The 18,903-nt window shown below is 69.8% G+C and carries 21 protein-coding genes, 3 tRNA genes and 1 pseudogene; 17 read left to right on the top strand and 8 right to left on the bottom strand.

Annotated elements, in window-relative coordinates:
- Position 1 precedes the first annotated feature (1 nt).
- The gene (locus tag BKA24_RS13795) at positions 2-1,027 is read left to right on the top strand and encodes an alpha/beta hydrolase (protein ID WP_184219408.1); all 1,026 of its coding nucleotides are present in this window, start codon (positions 2-4) and stop codon (positions 1,025-1,027) included.
- On the opposite strand, the gene BKA24_RS13790 is transcribed toward BKA24_RS13795, so the two are convergent.
- Positions 969-2,180, bottom strand: a complete 1,212-nt coding sequence (locus BKA24_RS13790) for a Bcr/CflA family efflux MFS transporter (protein ID WP_184219405.1) — start codon at positions 2,178-2,180, stop codon at positions 969-971. The two genes, BKA24_RS13795 and BKA24_RS13790, sit on opposite strands and share 59 nt — an antisense overlap.
- A gap of 80 nt (positions 2,181-2,260) precedes the next feature.
- On the opposite strand from BKA24_RS13790, the gene BKA24_RS13785 reads away from it, so the two are divergent.
- Positions 2,261-2,452 carry a YegP family protein gene (locus tag BKA24_RS13785; RefSeq protein WP_184219402.1) on the top strand — a complete coding sequence of 64 codons (192 nt, stop codon included), beginning with the start codon at positions 2,261-2,263 and terminating at the stop codon, positions 2,450-2,452.
- A gap of 11 nt (positions 2,453-2,463) precedes the next feature.
- Here BKA24_RS13785 and BKA24_RS13780 read toward each other — a convergent pair whose 3' ends face one another.
- On the bottom strand, positions 2,464-3,063 hold the full coding sequence (locus BKA24_RS13780; RefSeq protein ID WP_184219399.1) for a TetR/AcrR family transcriptional regulator: 600 nt from the start codon (positions 3,061-3,063) through the stop codon (positions 2,464-2,466).
- Between the two features lie 101 nt (positions 3,064-3,164).
- Between BKA24_RS13780 and BKA24_RS13775 the strand changes: the two genes are divergently transcribed.
- Positions 3,165-3,989, top strand: coding sequence for a sugar phosphate isomerase/epimerase family protein (locus BKA24_RS13775; protein WP_184219396.1), 825 nt, complete (start codon positions 3,165-3,167; stop codon positions 3,987-3,989).
- Complete coding sequence (locus tag BKA24_RS13770; protein WP_184219393.1) at positions 3,986-5,116, top strand: Gfo/Idh/MocA family protein; 1,131 nt, start codon at positions 3,986-3,988, stop codon at positions 5,114-5,116. The genes BKA24_RS13775 and BKA24_RS13770 overlap by 4 nt, the downstream gene beginning before the upstream one ends.
- A gap of 63 nt (positions 5,117-5,179) precedes the next feature.
- Here BKA24_RS13770 and BKA24_RS13765 read toward each other — a convergent pair whose 3' ends face one another.
- The 3 genes from BKA24_RS13765 to BKA24_RS13755 all read right to left on the bottom strand — a co-directional run bounded on the left by BKA24_RS13765 (position 5,180) and on the right by BKA24_RS13755 (position 6,514).
- Complete coding sequence (locus BKA24_RS13765; protein ID WP_184219390.1) at positions 5,180-5,626, bottom strand: BLUF domain-containing protein; 447 nt, start codon at positions 5,624-5,626, stop codon at positions 5,180-5,182.
- The gene (locus BKA24_RS13760) at positions 5,623-5,874 is read right to left on the bottom strand and encodes a hypothetical protein (protein WP_184219387.1); all 252 of its coding nucleotides are present in this window, start codon (positions 5,872-5,874) and stop codon (positions 5,623-5,625) included. The genes BKA24_RS13765 and BKA24_RS13760 overlap by 4 nt, the downstream gene beginning before the upstream one ends.
- Before the next feature lie 151 nt (positions 5,875-6,025).
- On the bottom strand, positions 6,026-6,514 hold the full coding sequence (locus tag BKA24_RS13755; RefSeq protein WP_184219384.1) for a YajQ family cyclic di-GMP-binding protein: 489 nt from the start codon (positions 6,512-6,514) through the stop codon (positions 6,026-6,028).
- A gap of 49 nt (positions 6,515-6,563) precedes the next feature.
- Here BKA24_RS13755 and BKA24_RS13750 point away from each other — a divergent pair, with 49 nt between their 5' ends.
- The 4 genes and pseudogenes from BKA24_RS13750 to BKA24_RS13735 form a co-directional block, all read left to right on the top strand.
- On the top strand, positions 6,564-6,884 hold the full coding sequence (locus BKA24_RS13750; RefSeq protein WP_184219381.1) for a hypothetical protein: 321 nt from the start codon (positions 6,564-6,566) through the stop codon (positions 6,882-6,884).
- 49 nt (positions 6,885-6,933) lie between these two features.
- Entirely contained in the window at positions 6,934-7,422 is a 489-nt protein-coding gene (locus tag BKA24_RS13745) for an FBP domain-containing protein (protein ID WP_184219378.1), read from the top strand.
- Positions 7,423-7,509: 87 nt separating this feature from the next.
- Positions 7,510-7,591 (top strand) — tRNA-Tyr (locus BKA24_RS13740).
- Between the two features lie 169 nt (positions 7,592-7,760).
- Positions 7,761-7,958: pseudogene (locus BKA24_RS13735) on the top strand (integrase core domain-containing protein); the annotation flags it as partial.
- A 289-nt stretch (positions 7,959-8,247) separates the two neighbouring features.
- Here the strand turns inward: BKA24_RS13735 and BKA24_RS13730 are convergent.
- Positions 8,248-8,559, bottom strand: a complete 312-nt coding sequence (locus BKA24_RS13730; protein WP_033107114.1) for a putative quinol monooxygenase — start codon at positions 8,557-8,559, stop codon at positions 8,248-8,250.
- Positions 8,560-8,666: 107 nt separating this feature from the next.
- Here BKA24_RS13730 and BKA24_RS13725 point away from each other — a divergent pair, with 107 nt between their 5' ends.
- From BKA24_RS13725 to BKA24_RS13715, 3 genes are all read left to right on the top strand, one after another.
- The gene (locus tag BKA24_RS13725) at positions 8,667-9,626 is read left to right on the top strand and encodes a GlxA family transcriptional regulator (RefSeq protein WP_184219375.1); all 960 of its coding nucleotides are present in this window, start codon (positions 8,667-8,669) and stop codon (positions 9,624-9,626) included.
- Positions 9,627-10,012: 386 nt separating this feature from the next.
- Positions 10,013-10,930, top strand: coding sequence for a VOC family protein (locus BKA24_RS13720; RefSeq protein WP_184219371.1), 918 nt, complete (start codon positions 10,013-10,015; stop codon positions 10,928-10,930).
- A gap of 125 nt (positions 10,931-11,055) precedes the next feature.
- A complete protein-coding gene (locus BKA24_RS13715; protein ID WP_184219368.1) occupies positions 11,056-12,063 on the top strand; it encodes a hypothetical protein in 1,008 nt (335 codons plus the stop codon).
- Positions 12,064-12,069: 6 nt separating this feature from the next.
- On the opposite strand, the gene BKA24_RS13710 is transcribed toward BKA24_RS13715, so the two are convergent.
- Positions 12,070-13,641, bottom strand: coding sequence for a phytoene desaturase family protein (locus BKA24_RS13710; RefSeq protein WP_184219365.1), 1,572 nt, complete (start codon positions 13,639-13,641; stop codon positions 12,070-12,072).
- Positions 13,642-13,675: 34 nt separating this feature from the next.
- Between BKA24_RS13710 and BKA24_RS13705 the strand changes: the two genes are divergently transcribed.
- From BKA24_RS13705 to BKA24_RS13685, 5 genes are all read left to right on the top strand, one after another.
- Positions 13,676-14,464, top strand: a complete 789-nt coding sequence (locus tag BKA24_RS13705) for an inositol monophosphatase family protein (RefSeq protein WP_184219362.1) — start codon at positions 13,676-13,678, stop codon at positions 14,462-14,464.
- Positions 14,465-14,594: 130 nt separating this feature from the next.
- Positions 14,595-15,836, top strand: coding sequence for a peptidoglycan DD-metalloendopeptidase family protein (locus BKA24_RS13700; protein WP_184219359.1), 1,242 nt, complete (start codon positions 14,595-14,597; stop codon positions 15,834-15,836).
- Positions 15,837-15,900: 64 nt separating this feature from the next.
- Positions 15,901-15,972 (top strand) — tRNA-Thr (locus tag BKA24_RS13695).
- Positions 15,973-16,009: 37 nt separating this feature from the next.
- Positions 16,010-16,083, top strand: a tRNA-Met gene (locus BKA24_RS13690).
- A gap of 248 nt (positions 16,084-16,331) precedes the next feature.
- The gene (locus BKA24_RS13685; RefSeq protein ID WP_184219356.1) at positions 16,332-16,652 is read left to right on the top strand and encodes a hypothetical protein; all 321 of its coding nucleotides are present in this window, start codon (positions 16,332-16,334) and stop codon (positions 16,650-16,652) included.
- A gap of 56 nt (positions 16,653-16,708) precedes the next feature.
- Here the strand turns inward: BKA24_RS13685 and BKA24_RS13680 are convergent, their stop codons facing one another.
- Positions 16,709-17,365, bottom strand: a complete 657-nt coding sequence (locus BKA24_RS13680; protein WP_343066128.1) for a TetR family transcriptional regulator — start codon at positions 17,363-17,365, stop codon at positions 16,709-16,711.
- Between the two features lie 56 nt (positions 17,366-17,421).
- On the opposite strand from BKA24_RS13680, the gene BKA24_RS13675 reads away from it, so the two are divergent.
- Positions 17,422-18,900 carry a DHA2 family efflux MFS transporter permease subunit gene (locus tag BKA24_RS13675; RefSeq protein ID WP_184219350.1) on the top strand — a complete coding sequence of 493 codons (1,479 nt, stop codon included), beginning with the start codon at positions 17,422-17,424 and terminating at the stop codon, positions 18,898-18,900.
- Positions 18,901-18,903 lie beyond the last annotated feature (3 nt).

Below are 18,903 nucleotides of genomic sequence, written 5' to 3'. Positions count from 1 at the left end.
GATGAGCGGCGAGTGGGAGACGGACGTCCTCGGGCGTCCGTTCCAGTCCCTGACGCTGCCCCTCGGCACCGACCAGGAGGGCGAGATCGTCGCGACGCTCGTCCGCCTCGAGCCGCCGATGATCGCGCGGCTCACGGGGCCGCTGCGCGACGTCGACGTCCTCTATCTGCACGGCTGGTCCGACTACTTCTTCCAGGTCGAGCTCGGCCGCTTCTGGACGTCGCACGGAGCGCGCTTCCACGCGCTCGATCTGCGCAAGTACGGCCGCAGCCTGCGCCCCGGGCAGACGCCCGGTTTCGTGACGTCGCTCGAGGTGTACGACGCCGACATCGCCACGGCCCTCGACGCGATGGGCCACGGCCTCGACGGTGCGCCGTCGCGGCGTCGGCTCGTGATGATGGGGCACTCGACGGGCGGCCTCACCGCCACGCTCTGGGCATCGCGGCACCACGGGCGCCTCGCGGGGCTCGTCCTCAACAGCCCGTGGCTCGAGCTGCAGATCGGCACCCTCGGTCGCCAGGCGCTGTCGCCCCTCGTGCAGATGCGGGCGCGCGTCGATCCGTTGGGTGCGCACCCCGTCGTCGACCTCGGCTTCTACACCCGCGCGCAGACGGAGGTCGGCGCGCTGCCCGTCCGCGGCTACCGGCGCGAGTGGCGGCCCGAGCGCGGATTCCCGACGCACCCGGGCTGGCTCGCCGCGATCGTCGAGGGGCACCGTCGGGTGGCAGCGGGCATCGACGTGGGCGTTCCGACCCTCGTGATGCTGTCGACCGCATCGACGAATCCGTTCGCGTGGAATGCCGAGATGACCGGCAGCGACTCGGTGCTCGTCGTCGACGACATCGCCCGCGCCGCCACCCGGATCGGGCGCGACATCACGCTCGCGCGGATCGAGGGCGGCATCCACGACCTCTTCCTGTCGCGTCCGGGTCCTCGCGAGCAGGCCTACCGTGCGCTCGAGCGGTGGCTCACGACGGGTGCGATCGGGCGCTCGCGCGGTTCGAGGCGATCCCGAGCGTCAGGCTGAGCAGCGCGCCGACGAGCATGACGCACGCCATCGGCACCGCGGTCTCCTCGCCCCACAGGCCCACCACGGGGGTGATGAGCGCGCCGGTCGCGAACTGGCACGCGCCCATGAGGGCCGCGCCCGCGCCGCGGTTGCGGGGCGTCGCCCGGGCGAGGCCGAGCGCGTTCGCATTGCCGAACGTGAGACCCGCCGCCCCCATGGTGGCGAAGGCGCAGCCGAGGAAGAGCGTGATCGACAGGATGCCGGTGGCCGCCGAGACCGTCATGACCGTCGCGGACGCGACGCCGAGCGCGGCGCCGACCACCAGCATCCGTTCCGGTCCGATGCGCGGTGCGTAGGTCGCGTTGATCAGATTCGCGACGAGCAGCGCGACCCCGCCCCCGGCGAAGCCGAGGCCGTAGAGGAAGGGCGGCATCCCGAGGATCACCTGGGCGACGAAGGGAGATGCCGCGACGTAGGCGAACAGGCCCGCGAACCCGGCGACGTACGCACCGGTGTAGCCGAGGTAGATCGGGTCCCGCACGAAGTGGGCGAACGACGATCGCATGGCGCGCAGCCCGCCGGTGTGGCGGAGCTCGCGAGGCAGTGACTCCGGCACGACGAGCCAGGCGAGCACGAGCATCAGGACGGCGATGACCGCGAGGGCCGTGAGCACCCCGCGCCACCCCGAGAACGAGGCGACCAGTCCACCGATCGGGGGAGCGACGAGGGGGCCGAGGCCGCCGACCGTCGCGATCAGACTGAGGGCCCGGACCGCGGTGCGGCCCGTGCTGAGGTCGACGGCGATGGCGCGGGCGATCACGACGCCGGCCGCTCCCGCCAGTCCCTGCACGAGCCGCAGGGCGATGAACACCTCGATGGTCGGCGCCGCGATGAGGGCGATGCTCGTGAGGGTGAAAGCGCTCGTCGCGAGCAGGAGCACCCGTCGACGTCCCCACATGTCCGAGAGCGGTCCGAGCAGCAGCTGGCCGACACCGAGGCCCAAGAGGAACGCCGTCAGCGTCAGCTGCACCGTCGCGGGCGCGGCGTCGAGCTCGCGGGCGATCTGCGGCAGCGACGCGAGGTACATGTCGATCGCGAACGGGCCGACGGCCGAAAGGAAGCCCAGGACGACGACGAGTCCGCGTGTGAGCCGCGGGGCGGAGCCGGTCACGGGCGATCGCCCCGCGGTGCGTGCGCCGCGAACGCCGCCGCCGCTAGCATGGGCCGCACACGGGGACGAGGGGTGCACTCATGGTGGAGCGCATTGTGTACGAGCGCGGCGACGGCCGGTGGGGCTGGGTGCTGCGCGACAAGGATCAGGTCATCGCGTCGGACGGCAGTGCCGGTTACCTCAGCGAGGCGTACGCGCGCCAGATGTCCGACCGCGTGCTGTCCGGCTCGTATGCCGCGGCGCGGGTGTCGGTGCGGCGCATGCACCACTGAGCGGATGCCGCTCATGCCGGTGGCCGCAGCAGGGCGCCGAGCGTCCGCAGAGTAGATTCGAGCCCGACGGAGGGTTCGAGGAGCCACTGGATCTGAAGACCGTCCGACGCGGCGATGATGAGGGCCGCGAGATGCTCGGCCGGCACGTCGTCACGCACCGTGCCCTCGGCCTGCTGGGCCCGCAGGCTCGCGGTCAGTTCGGCGCGCAGGCGCTCGAAGCGGGTGGCGAAGAACTCCCGGCCGACTTCGCTGCGGCTCTCCAGCGACGCGGCGAGGAGCGTCGAGTACAGCGTGACCAGCCCCGGCACCTCGACGTTGCGGGTTGCGGCATCGATCATCGTGTCGATGCCCGGAACGAGGGCGGCGGGCTTGTCGCGTCGCGCCTCGGCGTGCGCGTAGACGGCCACCAGCAGCTGTTCCCGCGAGTCGAAGTAGTGGAGCAACGCCGCGTGCGAGACGCCGATCTCCTCGGCGATCTTGCGCAGCGACGTGCCGTCCGCCCCACGCGCGCGGAACACCTCGATCGCGCGGTCCAGGATCTCCTGGCGGCGCGCGACGCCCTTGGGCTGCGATCCGCGGCGGCCGATGACCGCGTCGTCTGCGTCTGCCATGCGATCAGCGTACGACAAAAACCTCCACGTGGAGGTTTTGGTGGTATCGTCAGGGCCACGCCGCGCTGCGGCATCCGACAACGACGTACGAAGGAAGACCCATGGCTCTGCCACTCGCTTCGGTCCAGCTGTACTCCCTTGCGAAGGAGTTCAGCGCCGACATGTCCGGTTCGCTCGACAAGCTGGCTGCGATCGGCCTTCGCAACGTCGAAGCGTTCGATTTCGTGAGCCGTCCCGCCGAGATCCGCGCGGCGCTCGATGCCAGCGGCCTCGTCTCGCCCACCGGGCACGCCCCGCTCCTCTCCGACGAGCTGTGGACGCCGGACGGCGCGATCCCGACGCCCGCCCCCGAGGTCGTCTTCGAGGCGGCAGCCACGATCGGCATCAAGACGGTCATCGACCCGTTCGTCGCGCCGGAGCGCTGGCTCACCGAAGACGGCGTCGCCGACATCGCCGAGCGCCTCAACCGCGCCGCCGACAAGGCAGCCGAGTTCGGCCTGGCCGTCGGGTACCACAACCACGCGCAGGAGTTCGTCGCCGACTTCGACGGACAGAGCGCCTACGCGCGATTCATCGAACTCACCGACGACCGCGTCGAGATCGAGCTCGACCTGTTCTGGGCGCTCACCGGCGGGCAGGACGTCCCCGCCCTGGTGAAGAGCCTCGGCTCGCGCCTGGTCGCCGTGCACGTCAAGGACGGCGTCGTCCCCACGTCCAACCCGTGGGCCCCCGGCGCCGGGAGCTTCGGCTCCGACACCCTCGACCAGCGCCGCGCCGGCACGGGCGACGTGCCCCTCGCCGAGTCGCTGAAGGCCAACGGCGAGATCCGTTTCGCCGTCATCGAGTACGACAAGGCGCCCGGCGACGTGTTCGAAGACATCGCCGCCTCGTACGCCTTCCTGCGCGACGGCGGGTTCATCGCATGACCGGCCCCGTCGGAATCGGCGTCGTCGGCGCCGGTGTCATCAGCCAGACCTACCTCGAGAACCTCACCTCGTTCCCCGACGTGAAGGTCGTCGCGATCGGCGACATCATCCCCGAGCGCGCCCAGGCCAAGGCGCAGGAGCACGGCGTGCCCGCGTGGGGCACCCTGGAGGAGGTCCTCGCCAACCCCGAGGTCGAGCTCGTCGTCAACCTGACCATCCCGCAGGTGCACATCGAGGTCTCCTCGGCCGCGATCGCTGCAGGCAAGCACGTCTGGACCGAGAAGCCCCTCGGCCTCGACCGCGAGGGTGCGCGCCGACTGCTCAGCGACGCTGCGGCGAAGGGCGTGCGCGTCGGTTCGGCTCCCGACACGATCCTCGGCCCCGGCTTCCAGACCGCCAAGCGCGCCATCTCGGAAGGCGTCATCGGGACGCCGCTGTTCGTGCAGACCGCGTTCCAGACGCAGGGCCCCGACCTGTGGCATCCCGAACCCGCCTTCCTGTTCGCGAACGGTGCCGGCCCCCTGCTCGACATGGGCCCGTACTACTTCTCCGCGCTCGTGAGCCTGCTGGGCCCGATCGCCGGTGTCGCGGCACGCGGCTCGAGGTTCCGCACGGAGCGTCAGATCCACACCGGTCCCCGCGCGGGCGAGACCTTCCCGGTCGAGGTTCCCTCCTCGGTCCAGGTCGTCTCGACCTTCGAGGGTGGTCAGCACGGAACGCACCTGCTGAGCTTCGACTCGGCGCTCGAGCGGCACGGGGTCGTGGAGATCCACGGCACCGAGGGCTCCATGGTGCTGCCCGACCCGAACCGCTTCGACGGCCGCACGGCGTATGTGAAGCCCCTCGGTGTCTTCCGCGACGGGATGAAGACCGACCAGGAGTGGATCGAGGTCGAGCAGCAGGGCACGGTCGTCGGCCGCGGCCTCGGCGTGCTCGACATGGTCCGCGCCATCGCGGAGGACCGGCCGCACGTCGCCACCGGCGACCTCGGCTTCCACGTACTCGATGTGCTGCTGTCGGCGCAGGCCTCGGCGGAGACCGGCGCCTACCTCGAGATCGACAGCACGGTCGCGCCCGTGCCTGCGGTTCCGGTCGACTTCGACCCGTTCGCTCAGACGCTGGTCTGATCTTCTCGCGACGACGACGCCCCCGGCCGATCCGGTCCGGGGGCGTCGTCGTTCGTTGGGGCGTCAGCTGCGGTGCCTCGCGCGGACGCGGAACCACAGGCTCAACTCGCGTGCGGCGCGGAGCGTGACCGACGCGTCACCGCGCTCGAGGTCGTCGAACGTGTCGCGGAAGCCGTCGGGCGCCTGCTCGTGCGGTTCGGTGATCTGCTCGTAGCCCATCGTCCAGTCGGCGAAGTTGCGATGCTCGACGAACTCGTCGATCAGGACACGGATGCCGGTGTGGCGGTCATCCGCCTCGATCGTCTCGAGGAGATCGCGCACCGCCTGCTCGGGGCCTTCGAGGATCTGGACGAAGCGTCCGCCTCGGTACAGGAGCATGCCGGTCACTCCGCGGTGCTCGTTCGCCGCTCGGCTCTGCGCCAGCAGTTCGCGCAGCCGCCCCTCGTCGAACCGATCCCGCGCATGGCTGGAATAGACGACAGACAGCAATGCCTCGTCGTGGTCGGTCATCGCGTCTCCCGGATCGTGAAGATGCCCGCCGCGGCCTGCGAGAGTGCGGGAGCAGCCGCCACGGCGCGCATCGCGGCCACGAGGTCGGCGAACTGCCCGATGGCCTCGGAGCGCATGTTGAACGCGAGGAAGCGCCCGTCGCGCTGACGGTCGATGTATCCGAGGAAGTTCCCGTCGCGGCTGGCGACATGGAAGCCGTCTTCCACTCGCGACCACACGGTTCCGGCGTCGGCCTTCCGGTCAGGCACGAGTGGCCGATCGTCGACTTTCTGATCGGGCTCGGTGGGGCATGAGGATCCTGTTCGTCGCGTGCCCGCCCCGGGTCGAGCGGTGCACGCCAGTCACGGTACCCGCGAGGCCCGACACGAACTCGGCCCTTGACGAGGGCGCCCCGATGCCTCAGCGGTAGTTGACGAACTGCAGGTCGACGTCGAGGTCGGCGGCCTTGAGGAGGCGCTGCACTTCCTGGAGGTCGTCGCGGGACTTCGACTGCACGCGCAGCTCGTCGCCCTGGATCTGCGACTTGACGGACTTGGGACCCTCGTCGCGGATGAGCTTGCTCACCTTCTTCGCGTCCTCCGAGGAGATGCCCTCCTTGAGGGTGGTGACGAGGCGGTACTCCTTGCCCGATGCCACCGGCTCACCCGAGTCGAGGCTCTTCAGAGAGATACCGCGCTTGATCACCTTGGACTGGAACACGTCGAGGACCGCTTTGGCGCGCTCCTCGCTGTTCGCCTTGATGAGCACCGACTCGCCGCTCCACTCGATCGAGGCTCCGGTGCCTTTGAAGTCGTAGCGCTGCTCGACCTCTTTGCGAGCCTGGTTGAGGGCGTTGTCGGCCTCCTGGCGATCGATCTTGGAAACGATGTCGAATGAGCTGTCGGCCATGCGCCGAGTCTAACGAGGTGGCATCCGGGTCGGCCCTATGCTGGCGCGTGTGAGCAGTGCGCAGCCCGTTTCTCTGACCGCTCAGCGCGCCTGGGGGATCGGCGGCGTGGTGATCGAGGTCATCTCGATCGTTCCCCCCGTGCTGTCGTTCATCCTCGCCGTGACCGTCAACCCCGATTACGGCTGGATCATGCTCATCAGCCTCGCGGCGACGGTGGCGGGCGGGGTCATCGGGATGCTCGCGGGAATCGTCGGGCTCGTCTACGCGGGTATACGGCGTCGTGGGTTCGTGTGGCCGATCGTCGCTGTCGTCCTCGGCATCGCCGTCGTCGCCACCGTGTCTCTCGTCTTCGGCGTCGCGCGCGTCTGACCACGTCGTCGCGGCCCGGTCACGCGCTGCGCGTTCGTAGACTTGCCGCATGCGGCCGCTGACAGAAGACCAGCTGCGCGACGTGCTCGTCAACGCGACGCAGGACGAGCGCGAACGCCTGGAACTGCCCCACGACTTCGCCCTCCTCGAGTGGGACCACCTCGACTTCCTCGCCTGGCGCGACCCCACCACCCGCAGCCGCGGATACGTCGTGGCGGAACTCGGCGGCGAACCCACCGGAATCGTGTTGCGTGCTGCGAGCGGCTCCTCGCAGGGGCGGTCGTCGATGTGCAACATCTGCCACACGATGCAGCCGGGCAACCAGGTCACCATGTTCACAGCGCGCAAGACGGGGGATGCCGGTGATCGCGGCGACAGCGTGGGCACCTACGTCTGCGCCGATCTGACCTGCCACGAGAACGTGCGCATCGCGGGTCCTCTCGCGCCGAGCGAGATCCGCGCGAGTGTGGACCGGCGGATCGACGGCACTCGGCACCGTCTCGAGTCGTTCGTCGAGCGGGTGGCAACAGCGGCCTGAAGCCGTGGTTTTCGGTGGCTCCGATCGGAGGGTAAGATAGGTGATCGCGCCTCCGGTCGACTGCACAAGCCGGGCGGGTGCGCACCTGGCGAGTTACCCAAGCGGCCAAAGGGATCTGACTGTAAATCAGACTGCATTGCATTCGGGGGTTCGAATCCCTCACTCGCCACCCGACCGAGAGAGGCCCGGAATCACGCAGAACGTCGTGAGTCCGGGCCTCTGTCATTGAGTGGGGGGGGCGACGCGATCCCCTCCGCGTGGCGCGGGAAGGCTCAGCTTCCGGCGGTCGATAGCATCACCAAGCGCCTCATATTGATGACTGCGAGCATCATGGTGGCAACGCCCTCGCCGAGATGGTGAACGGCTACTACAAGACCGAACTCGTCCGCGGACCCGCACGCTCAGGACCGTTGAAGACAGTCGAGGACCTCGAGCTCGCGACCCTCGGATGGGTGCACCGGCACAACACGCAGCGCCTCCACGGATACCTCGGTGACGTCCCGCCCGTCGAGTTCGACAACGCGTTCTATGCGTTGTCCCCAACGCTGCGACGCGCAACGCGTCTCCCGTCACGGCAACGGATCGCAACCAAGACCCGCCCACAACGCCTCGCGGGACGGAGGGCAAGTTGCCACAGTTGCGCTGCCATGGAGCCGCGCTGGCTCTCTCGATGACCACCGGTGAACCAGTGCCGCTCCAGGCTTGCGCCTGGTGTTGCCTGGCCTCACCGTGATCGGCCCGTCGGGGACCGTCGACATGGTACGGGTGTCGAGGCGGTCGGGTCCGACGGCTCGGCGGGGCGCGATCGTCTCGTGCGTTGGCGGACTACGGGAGCTTGGACGCGAGGACGTCGGCCGCCAGGATCTCGGGTGCTGCGCCGAGGAGGTGCTGGTTGGCCATCAGGGCTGCGACGATGGCGCCGTTGGCGTGGGCGTCGCGAGCGGCCTCGTCGGGGAATGCATCGAAGATCCAGAAGGTGTCGGCGTGGGTCCTGACCGCGAACCAGACAATCGTTCCTACTTCTTCGTTGGCGAGTGCGACAGCGCCGGCGAGCAGATCGGCGACCGCGTCGTGCTGTCCATCGGCCGCGACGATCTTGGCGACGAAGGCATACGGAAGTGATGCGGGTGTGGACATGAGGGACTCTCCTTGCAGTCGGGGTTCTTCGTGGGACGAGTTCAGCGTATGACGAGCGAGGGCCGGTGGGCAGTGGCGTATACGGCAGTATTGCTATCGTTTACGTCATGCGTATCGGACTGATCGCGATCGACGGCTGCTTCGGTTCGGCTATCGCGTCGATCATCGACATCGTGCGGGTGGCCGAGGGTGCCCGCCGCGATGTCGACCCGCGGATCGACCCGATCGAACTCGCCATCCTCGGACCGAAACGGCGAGTGACCACGACGGCATCGATGACACTGTCGGTGGACCACCCGCTGTCGGAGTCCGGAGAGTTCGACGTGGTCGTCGTCCCTGCGCTTGGAACCCTTACGGCCGCCGCTACCAACGACGTCCTCCAGAGCCGAGATGCTCGTTCGGTCATCGCCTCGCTCGGGCGCCTCGACGAGGCGACCACCCGGATCGCCGCGGCGTGCACCGGCGTGTTCGCCGTCGCCGAGACCGGACGGATGCATCATCGGCGGGCGACGACCAGCTGGTTCCTGGGGCCGGAGTTCCTGAGGCGCTATCCGACCGTCGCCCTCGATCTCGACACCATGGTCGTGGTCGACGGGAACCTCGTCACCGCCGGCGCCGCCTTCGCCCACATCGATCTCGCGCTCTCACTCGTGCGATCGATCAGCCCCGACCTGGCCCAACATGTCGCCAAGCTCCTCATCATCGACGAGCGCCCGTCGCAGGCGGCCTTCGTCGCCTACGAACATCTCCGGCACGAGGACCCGATCGTCGTCGAGTTCGAACGCTTCGTGCGCGCCCGCCTGGACGAACCGTTCAACATCACCTTCGTCGCGCAGTCGCTCGGCACCAGCCGGCGCACCCTCGAACGACGAGTCCGTGCGGCGCTCAACCTCACTCCGCTCGGCTTCGTCCAACGGCTTCGCATCGAACGAGCTCGGCACCTCTTAGCAACCACGGACCTCACCTCCGCCGAGATCGCGCTACGGGTCGGCTACGCGAACGCCGAGACCCTGCGCTCCCTCCTGCGCAGGGAGCGGCGCCGTTCCCGACCTATCGCCATGCCTTAGAACCACCTCTCAGCACGTCGCGTCGACGCTCCCGCGTCGCGGGCGGTGCGCGAGCGGTCGAAGCCGGGGCAAGCACTCGCGCCGAACGCCCCCACGGCGACCACAAGGAACCCCGCGTGATGGATAGACGGCGAGGCGACCCCGTCGCGTCTACGGCTGCACACGCGATTGCTCGAGTAGGCCTGGGACGCCGCCCCCCGACGTTGGTCAGCAGCGCCGCTCGTCCCGTGATCTCTCGGGGGAGCCCGCGCTCGTCTTGCCCGTGTCAGACATGGTCACCTGCAGCGAGGTCGAGGGACGCTCGCCCACGGTGAAGTGCACACCGGGAATGAACGGTGCCAGGCGGTCGTTGTACCTGCAACTACCTACCCTCCGGAGATGCGACCATGGCAACGCCTGCCGTCCACGACAAGACCCTCAACCCCAACACGGGGATGGATGCCGTCACGCTGCGCGTCGGTGATCTCGAGACCATGTCCTCCTACTACGCGGGCGCCCTCGCATTGGAACCGATCGAGGAGCGGTCACGCGGCACCGAGGTGCATCGCGTGCTCGGCCGCGGACGCACCCCGATGGTCCGCCTCATCGGCACCCCCGGACTCCCGGCTGTCGACCCGCGGCAGGCCGGACTCTTCCACACGGCGTTCCTCTTCGACGACGCGCCCGCGCTGGCCGCGACGGTGTACCGGGCCGCCCAGGATCCGCGCAGTCGCTTCACCGGCTCGAGTGACCACCTCGTCAGCGAGGCGTTCTACTTCACCGACCCGGAGGGAAACGGCATCGAGCTCTACGTCGACCGCGCTCGGGACCAGTGGCGGTATGCGGCAGGCGAGCTGCAGATGTCCACCCTCTATCTCGACCCGAACGCGTACCTGCGCGAGCACCTCACCGAGGATGCCCTGTCCGGCGTGGCCGACGCGGACGGAAGAGTGGGCCACGTCCACCTGCAGGTCGGTGACATCGCGGCCGCCCGCGCGTTCTACGTCGACGCTCTCGGCTTCGAGACCACCGTCGCAAGCTACCCCGGCGCGTTGTTCGCCTCAGCCGGCGGATACCACCACCACGTCGCCATGAACACGTGGAACAGCGGCGGAGCGGGCCCCCGGGCGGCCGGCCTCGGACTCGGGGACGTCGCGATCACCGTGCCCTCGAGAGAAGACCTCGACGCCCTGGCATCCCGTCTCGTCGATCGCCATCAGCCCTTCGCGGACAGCGGGCGCGACATCGTCGTGGCCGACCCGTGGGGCACGCAGGTGACCGTGGGACTCCCCGACCGGGGCGTCGACGACCTGCTCGATCGGTGACGCCGGCCGCCGCTGGATCGGCGGCGAGAGCGCGCTCACCACGGCCTGTGGATGACATCCGTCGTGCCGCTCGCGTCTGACAGGATGGGGGCAATTGCGGGCGCCGCCCGCCGAAGGGAACGACGATGAGCGAACCGATCACCGCCCCCGGATCGACGAAGATCTTCCGTGCCGCCATCTGGGTCGCGATCGGCGCCCTGATCGCCGCAGCGCTCGTGTGCGTCGTGTGGGTCCTCATCGGCGACTCCAACGGCATCGTCGGTCAGGCGTTCCTGACGATCCTGCTGCTGGCGGGATTCGCCGGCATCGCGATCCTCGAGTCCGCGCTCGCGGCGCGCCGCCAGGCATGGTTCACCCTCGCCAGCATGCTGTCGTGGGTGCTCGCGCTCCTGGTGGGCGCCTTCATGATCTGGATGCCGGAGGCTCCCGGCGCCTACGCGGTCGGCATCGAACGCTTCTTCAAGTTCCTGCTGATCCTGTTGATCCTGCAGGGCGCCCTCCTGCACATCCGGCTGTTCACCAAGGCCTTCGCGCGCTACCAGACGACCTTCACGAGCGTCGTCGCGTACGTGACCATGGGTCTGCTGGTGATCCTCGGGATCATGCTGATCCTGCCGCTCATGCTCGCCGAGTTCTTCGACTTCCTCCCGATCTACTGGCGGGTCGTCGTCGCCCTCGCGATCCTGGTCGCTGTCGGGACGGCGCTCGTGCCTCTCGTGAATGCTCTCTTCGCGCCGAAGAAGCCTCGCCCCGTCGACCAGGCACCCGCGGGCCAGTACGCCTACGGTTCCGCCTACGCCGCGTCCGCCACCCCGCAGGCACCGGAGGCTGCGCCGCAGCCGCAGGCCTGGCCGACGTACGCCGACGGGCGCACGCCCCTGCCGGTGCTCCCCGACGGCAGCCCCGACTGGAACGCCTACTACACGGGATGGCCCACCTACCCGCAGCCGCAGGCTGTCGCGCCGACCGAGCCCGTCGCGGCGGATGCGCCGCCGCAGCAGCCTCAGTCGCCTCAGCCTCCGGCTCCGCAGCCGAACACCGCGGCTCCGGCCTACCAGCCCGCGCCTCCCGTGCCGAACCAGCCCGACTACCCGGCCGCACCGCCGGCACCGCCGGCGCCGCCGCAGCAGTGAGCTCCGTCAGCGGCTGAGGATCTCCAGGGCGGCCATGGCCGCGTTGTGGCCGCCGATGCCGCTGACGGCGCCGCCTCGTCGCGCGCCCGACCCGCAGACGAGCACCCGATCATGCGCCGTGGCGACGCCCCATCGCTGTGCCGGGGTGTCGAGCGGTGCGTCGTCGGGTGCCCACGGCCACGACAGGTCACCGTGGAAGATGTCGCCACCGGCCATGCCGAGTGCATCCTCGAGGTCGGCGGTCGTGCGCGCCTCGATGCACGGGGAGCCGTCGGGCGCTTCGTAGACGACATCGGAGATCGGCTCGGCGAGCACGGAGTCGAGCGAGCGCTGAGCCGCCTGCAACAGCGACGCCCGATCGGCGACGCCGTCGGCGACGAGACGGTGCGGAACCTGCAGTCCGAACAGCGTCAGCGTCTGCGCGCCCTCGTCGCGAAGCTCGGCACCGAGGATGCTCGGGTCGGTCAGTGAGTGGCAGTAGATCTCGGCGGGGAGGGGATCGGGGATGCCGCCGCTCGCGGCTCGCGCGTGCGCGGCATCCAATTGGGTCAGCGTCTCATTGATGTGGAAGGTGCCGGCGAAGGCGGCGCGGGGATCAACGGTCGCGTCGTGGAGGCGGGGGAGGCGCCGGAGCAGCATGTTGACCTTCACCTGGGCGCCCTCGGGACGCGGGGGTTCCGCGCTCGGGGTCGCGGCGCCGCCGGAAGCCAGCAGCCGGTCGAGGACCGCGAGGCCGACGCCGCTGAGGACGAGCGTCGCGTGCAGGGTGGAGCCGTCGTCGAGGGTCACCTCACCGTCGGGGGTCACCGATACGACGGTGGACCCGGTCCGGATCTCGGCGCCGGCGGCGCGTGCGGCGCGCTCGAGGGCGCCGCTCACACTCCCCATCCCGCCGATCGGCACGTCCCAGTCCCCGGTGCCGCCGCCGATGACGTGGTACAGGAAGCAGCGGTTCTGCCGGAGCGAGGGGTCGTCCGCCGTCGCGAACGTCCCGATGAGCCCGTCGGTGAACGCGATGCCCCTCGTGACGTCAACGGTGAGGGCGTCGCGGATGAGCTCGCCGAGGGGGCGCTCGGTGACCGCCTCCCAGAGGTCGTCGTCGCCGAGAGCCGCCCGGGCGTCGGCTGCGCGCACGAGGGGAGAGGTCACCGTGGGGAAGAGTGTGGTCGCCAGGGGACGCAGGCGGTCGTAGAAGTCGGCGAAACGCTCCGCCTCGCGCGGGTCTCCCGTGGCGCGCGCGAAGCTCGCCATCGTCGCTGCCTCATCGCCACCGTCGACGAGGACGCCGCGACCGGGGTCGCCCGGGAGCGGTGTGTACGAGGAGTAGCGACGCCGCTTCAGTCGGATGTCGAGCCCCAGGTCTCGGATGATCGAGGAGGGCAGCAGGCTGACGAGGTAGGAGTACCTCGACAGGCGCGCATCGACGCCTTCCCACGGCTGCTCCGACACGGCCGCCCCGCCCACGTGCGAGAGGCGTTCGAGCACGGTCACGCTCCGTCCGGCGCGGGCGAGGTAAGCGGCGGCGACGAGGGCGTTGTGCCCGCCGCCGACGATGATGACGTCACGGGTGCTGGCCATGATGCTCACCGTAGTGCGAGATAGCGTGGGACCCATGGATGCCGCCGCGCTCGCCGATCTCGCCCTCGACATCGCCCGCGAGGCCGGTGACCTGGCTCGCCGTCGACGTGAGGAGGGGGTCGCGATCGCCGCGACGAAGTCGGCGCTCGCCGACATCGTCACGGAGGCCGACCGCGAGGTGGAGCTTCTGATCCGTGCGCGCCTGGACGAGGCACGTCCGGACGACGGCTTCTTGGGGGAGGAGTCGGGGGCGGAGCGAGGTGTTTCCGGAATCACCTGGGTCGTGGATCCGATCGACGGCACGGTGAACTACGCCTACGGGATGCCGCACTACGCCGTCAGTATCGCGGCGGTCGAAGGCGAGCCCGACCCCGTGACCTGGTCGGCATTGGCGGGCGTCGTCCACAACCCCGCGACGGGCGAGATGTTCTCTGCGGTGCGCGGCGGCGGCTCATTCCTAGGCTCGCGGCGGCTCGCGGTGAGCGAGGTCGGAGAGGCCGGCGGGCTCGTCGCGACCGGCTTCGGGTACGACCCGGCGACCCATGCCGGCGACCTCGCGCGCGTCGCGACAGTGATGCCCCTGCTTCGCGACCTTCGGCGGGCGGGCGCGGCATCGCTCGATCTCGCGTACGTGGCATCCGGTCGCCTGGACGGCTACTTCGAACGAGGGCTGCACCCGTGGGATCACGCCGCCGGCGCGCTGCTCGTCGAGGAGGCCGGCGGCGTGGTCACCGGGGCGCCGGGCGGACGGCCGGGGCGGGCCATGACGGTGGCCGCCGGAGCGACCCTCCATGCCCGCCTGGTCGAGGCGATCGGACTGTGACCTACGCACATGCCTTTTTCAGCGCCGTCGTGTAGCGTGGTTACCTGATCGTTACCTTCGCTGCCCGAGCGGAGAGATCCTGAAGCCCGAAGCCGCGGCGCCAGCCGCATGATTCCGAGAGCCTGCGCGTTTGACCCTCGACACCCCCGCGACCGACGCCTCCGGCGCCCGTCGTGACCGGCGACCCGCCGTGTCCGGCGGCGGTTCGCTGACTCGTGCCGAGTACCGTCGCATCGCGGCGGAAGCCGAGGCCGCCCGGCTCGAGGCGGAGCTCGCGGCGACCATCGAAAGCCCCGTCGCGTCGACGCCCGCGCAGATCGTCGTCGACACGGTCGCCGCAGCGCTTCCGCTGCGCCGTCGCGTCCGCGCTGCGCAGGAGGTTCCGCCCGTTCCGGCCCCGGCCTCTCACGCGCCGGAGTTCCTCGACGAGACGGTGATCCTGCCCTCGGCGACGTCGACGCACCTTGCCGCCGAGCAGCCGGGTCCGCGCATCGACGACGAGTTCGAGCTCGCCGCCCGCGTCTTCTCCTTCACCGGCGAGACGCCGATCCAGGTGGCCCGCGCGGCCGTCGACGCACAGGAGACGCCGGTCGCCCGCGTGCGCACCGGGGGAGCGCCGAAGGCCCGACGCGCCAAGGTCGCCTTCGGGCGCCTCGCTGCGGCATCCTTCTCCGTCTCCGTCGTCGGCATCGTCGGCGCCTTCGCCGTCGTCACGACCACTCCCGTCTCGGTCGTCAGCGCGTTCGGCCCCGCGGCATCCGCTGACATCTCGCTCGTTGCGCCCGAGAAGGCCAGTGCGAAGACCGAGATCCAGGCGTACGTCGCCGCTTCCGACGCCAAGTCGAGCGACCTGGCCCGCTCCGACCAGTACGACATCGAGTCGATGGCGGATGTGGCGGCGGATTCCGGTGTCACCCAGTTCGCCGGTACATGGGTGAACGATTCGGAGTCGAACATCCAGTGGCCGTTCCCGGTCGGTGTGCCGATCTCGGCCGCGTTCGGGTCGTCGTCGTACCTCTCCAAGTTCGCGACGCCGCACCGCGGTGTCGACCTGACGCCCGGCCAGGGTGCCGAGATCCACGCGGTCGCTGCGGGCACCGTGCGTATCGCGACGGAGAGCGGCGGTGACTACGGTGTGACGGTCGTCATCGACCACATCATCGACGGTCAGCTCGTCTCCACCCGCTACGGGCACATGGAGTCCGGCTCCCTGCGCGTGTCGGCGGGCGAGACCGTCGAGGTCGGCGACGTGATCGGCACCGTCGGGTCGACGGGCAAGTCCACCGGCCCGCACCTCCACCTCGAGGTGCTCCTCGGCGGGACCCAGCGGGTCGACCCGATGGCGTGGATGTACGAGCATACTGCGGAGTGATCCGCGTTCGGGAGGATGCCGCGGCTCTGGTATCCTCTTCTAGTTGCCTGCTCGCAGGCAGCACGCCCCGATAGCTCAGTGGCAGAGCACTTCCATGGTAAGGAAGGGGTCGTCAGTTCAATCCTGACTCGGGGCTCGCAGCACCGGAGGGTCCGCCCTCCGGAAAGCTCTGCGGCGGGGTAGCTCAGTTGGTGAGAGCGCACGACTCATAATCGTGAGGTCGCGGGTTCAAGCCCCGCTCCCGCTACGCAAAACCCCCGGCTCCACCCGGGGGTTTTGTCATTCCAACCAGCTGAGCGGTCCCCAACCCCCGAGGGTTCCGGTGCGGCTCGCTCTCTCTCGAGCGCCGAGGCGATTGTCGTCGGGCTGTCTGTGCACCTTCTTCGCGGTCTGCCGTGTGCTCCTGACTCCTCGCATCCTCGAGGAACGGCGCCTGCGCTGAACCAGTGTCGGCGCGACCTGGCATCCTCAGCCGGAGAAGAGGAACGACGGTCGATGGGCACGAACAGGCGATACGCCGGCGCGGTGGACGCGAAGGCGAACGAACGCATTCTGCAGACCGTGGCCCGTGACCAGCAGCTCCAGTCGCTGACACCGGTCGAACTGCGTCTGGACGAGGTGCCCCTCACCGTGGACCCGCGGCCGCGCAGGCAGGTGAAAGCATGGGTCCGATTCGGGGAGACCCCGGTCCGGGTCGACGCTGTCGCCGCACGCTGGACGCCGGATGCCGTGGGGATCGTGTTCCGGGTCGATGATGTCGAGCATCGGTGCTGGGTATGGGTCGGCGCCGTGGATGAGGTCAAGCGAACATCGTGACCTCGAATCGAGTGCCAGGACATCGCAGTGTGCCCTTGAGCCTCCCGCGGCGCGGCTCAGTGGGGAGCGGGGTCGTTCAGCTGTTCGGCCAGGGATGCCACGCCGCGGCGCAGCTCGAGGTAGATCGCGTGCACGCTGGCCGCGGTTCCCGCTTCGGCACGCCCGGCCCACTCGTCGAAGGCGAGGCGGACGATCAGCGCGACGGCGGCGATCGCTGCCCGCGTGGTGAGGACGTCGGCGTCCGCGCCCGCGGCGTCGACGGCGGCGTCGGTCAGCCGATCCGTCTGCTCCGCTTCGTTGCGGAGCGCCAGCGCAAGAAGGGTGGGCTCGGCTCCGACCAGCCGTCGGAAGCGGAGAGCCCGCCGGTGCTCGCCGGGGTGCGCGTCGAAGTCGGCGAGCAGACGTAGCCAACTGTGCTCGATCGCGCGGATGAGCGTCTCGCCGCGGGCGATCGCATCGGTCATCGCGCGGACGAGCTCGGCGGCATCCTCCGAACTCGGGAACACCGCCGCCTCCTTCGTCGGGAAGTAGCGGAAGAACGTGCGGGGAGAGGTGCCGGCGCGCGCCGCGATGTCGTCGACGGTCGTTCCGTGAACGCCGTGCTGCTCGAAGAGCTCGAGGGCCGCGTCCGACAGCTCCCGCAGCGTCTCGCGTCGGCGGCGCTCGCGGAGGCCGGGCGTCGCAGCGTCGTCGGTGATCGAATCGGGAGCCACGGATGAATTCTTGCACAACGCGCCAAACTGGCAGTGACTGCCAGTTAAGATGAACCGTGACTTTGAGCGCTTCCCGTCCTGAAACGGCATCCGTACCCACGGCCCCGGAGGCCTCGCCCCGCACCGGACCCGTCATCGCCCTCCTCGTGGCGGCGGCGTTCGTCGTGATCCTCAACGAGACGATCATGGGCGTGGCGCTTCCCCGGCTCATGGCCGACCTCGACATCACGGCCGCCACCGCGCAGTGGCTGACGACCGGCTTCCTGCTGACGATGGCCGTCGTCATCCCGCTGACGGGCTACCTCCTGGCTCGCTTCCCCCTGCGCGGCGTCTTCCTCACGGCGATGACGCTGTTCGCGGCGGGAACCCTGATCGCGGCGCTCGCTCCCGGCTTCGGCGTGCTGCTGGCCGGACGCGTCGTGCAGGCCTCGGGCACGGCGATCATGATGCCGCTGCTCATGACGACGGTCCTCAACGTCGTCCCCGCCTCGCACCGCGGCCGGATGATGGGAGTGATCAGCATCGTGATCGCCGTGGCGCCTGCCGTGGGCCCGACGGTGTCGGGCCTCATCCTCTCCGTGCTCGACTGGCGCTGGATGTTCTGGCTCGTGCTGCCGATCGCCCTGCTCGCCCTCGCCCTTGGCGCACTGTGGGTGCGCAACGTCACCGAGACGCGGGAAGCCCGCTTCGACGTGCTCTCGGTCATCCTCTCGGCGCTCGGATTCGGTGGCCTCATCTTCGGGCTCAGCTCGATCGGTGAATCGGCGTCGGGCCACGCGCCCGTCCCGGTGTGGATCCCGCTCGTCGTGGGCGCGGCGTCGCTGGTGGCTTTCGTTGCCCGGCAGCTGGTGCTGCAGCGCACCGACGCTGCCCTGCTCGACCTGCGGGTGTTCCGCTCACGTGCGTTCCGGCTCGCGGTCGTCCTCGTGGTCGTCGTGATGGCGGCGCTGTTCGGCTCGCTCATCCTCCTGCCGATCTACCTCCAGCAGGTCCTCGGTCTCGACACCCTCGCGGTGGGCCTCATGCTCCTGCCCGGCGGCATCCTGATGGGTCTCATCGCTCCCGTCGTCGGCGGCCTCTTCGACCGCTTCGGCCCGACCCCGCTCGTGATCCCCGGCATGATCGTCGCCGCCGCGGCGCTGTGGAGGATGACGACCTTCGACAGCGCGACAACCGTGGGCTGGGTGATCACTGTGCACGTGACGCTGAACCTCGGCCTCGGCTGCGTCTTCACCCCGTTGCTCACCTCGGCGCTGGGCTCGCTGCCGCACGCGCTGTACTCGCACGGCAGCGCCACCGTCGGCACCCTGCAGCAGGTCGCCGGCGCCGCCGGAACCGCCCTGTTCGTCACGCTGATGTCGGTGGGCGCGGCATCCGCTCTGCAGAACGGGGTGGATGCCGTCCAGGCGACAGCCGCGGGCGTGCACACGGCGTTCGTGGTCGGCGCGATCGTCGCCAGTGCGGCGGTGATCCTCGCCTTCTTCGTCCGGAAGCCGTCGGAGATCGCGCCGGGGGAGGCCGTCCTGGCCCACTGAGAC

Origin of the sequence: Microbacterium marinum (assembly GCF_014204835.1) — a bacterium.
Lineage (GTDB): Bacteria > Actinomycetota > Actinomycetes > Actinomycetales > Microbacteriaceae > Microbacterium > Microbacterium marinum.
The sequence above is the reverse complement of the archived record's forward strand: the minus strand, read 5'-3'. Positions and strand labels throughout refer to the sequence as shown.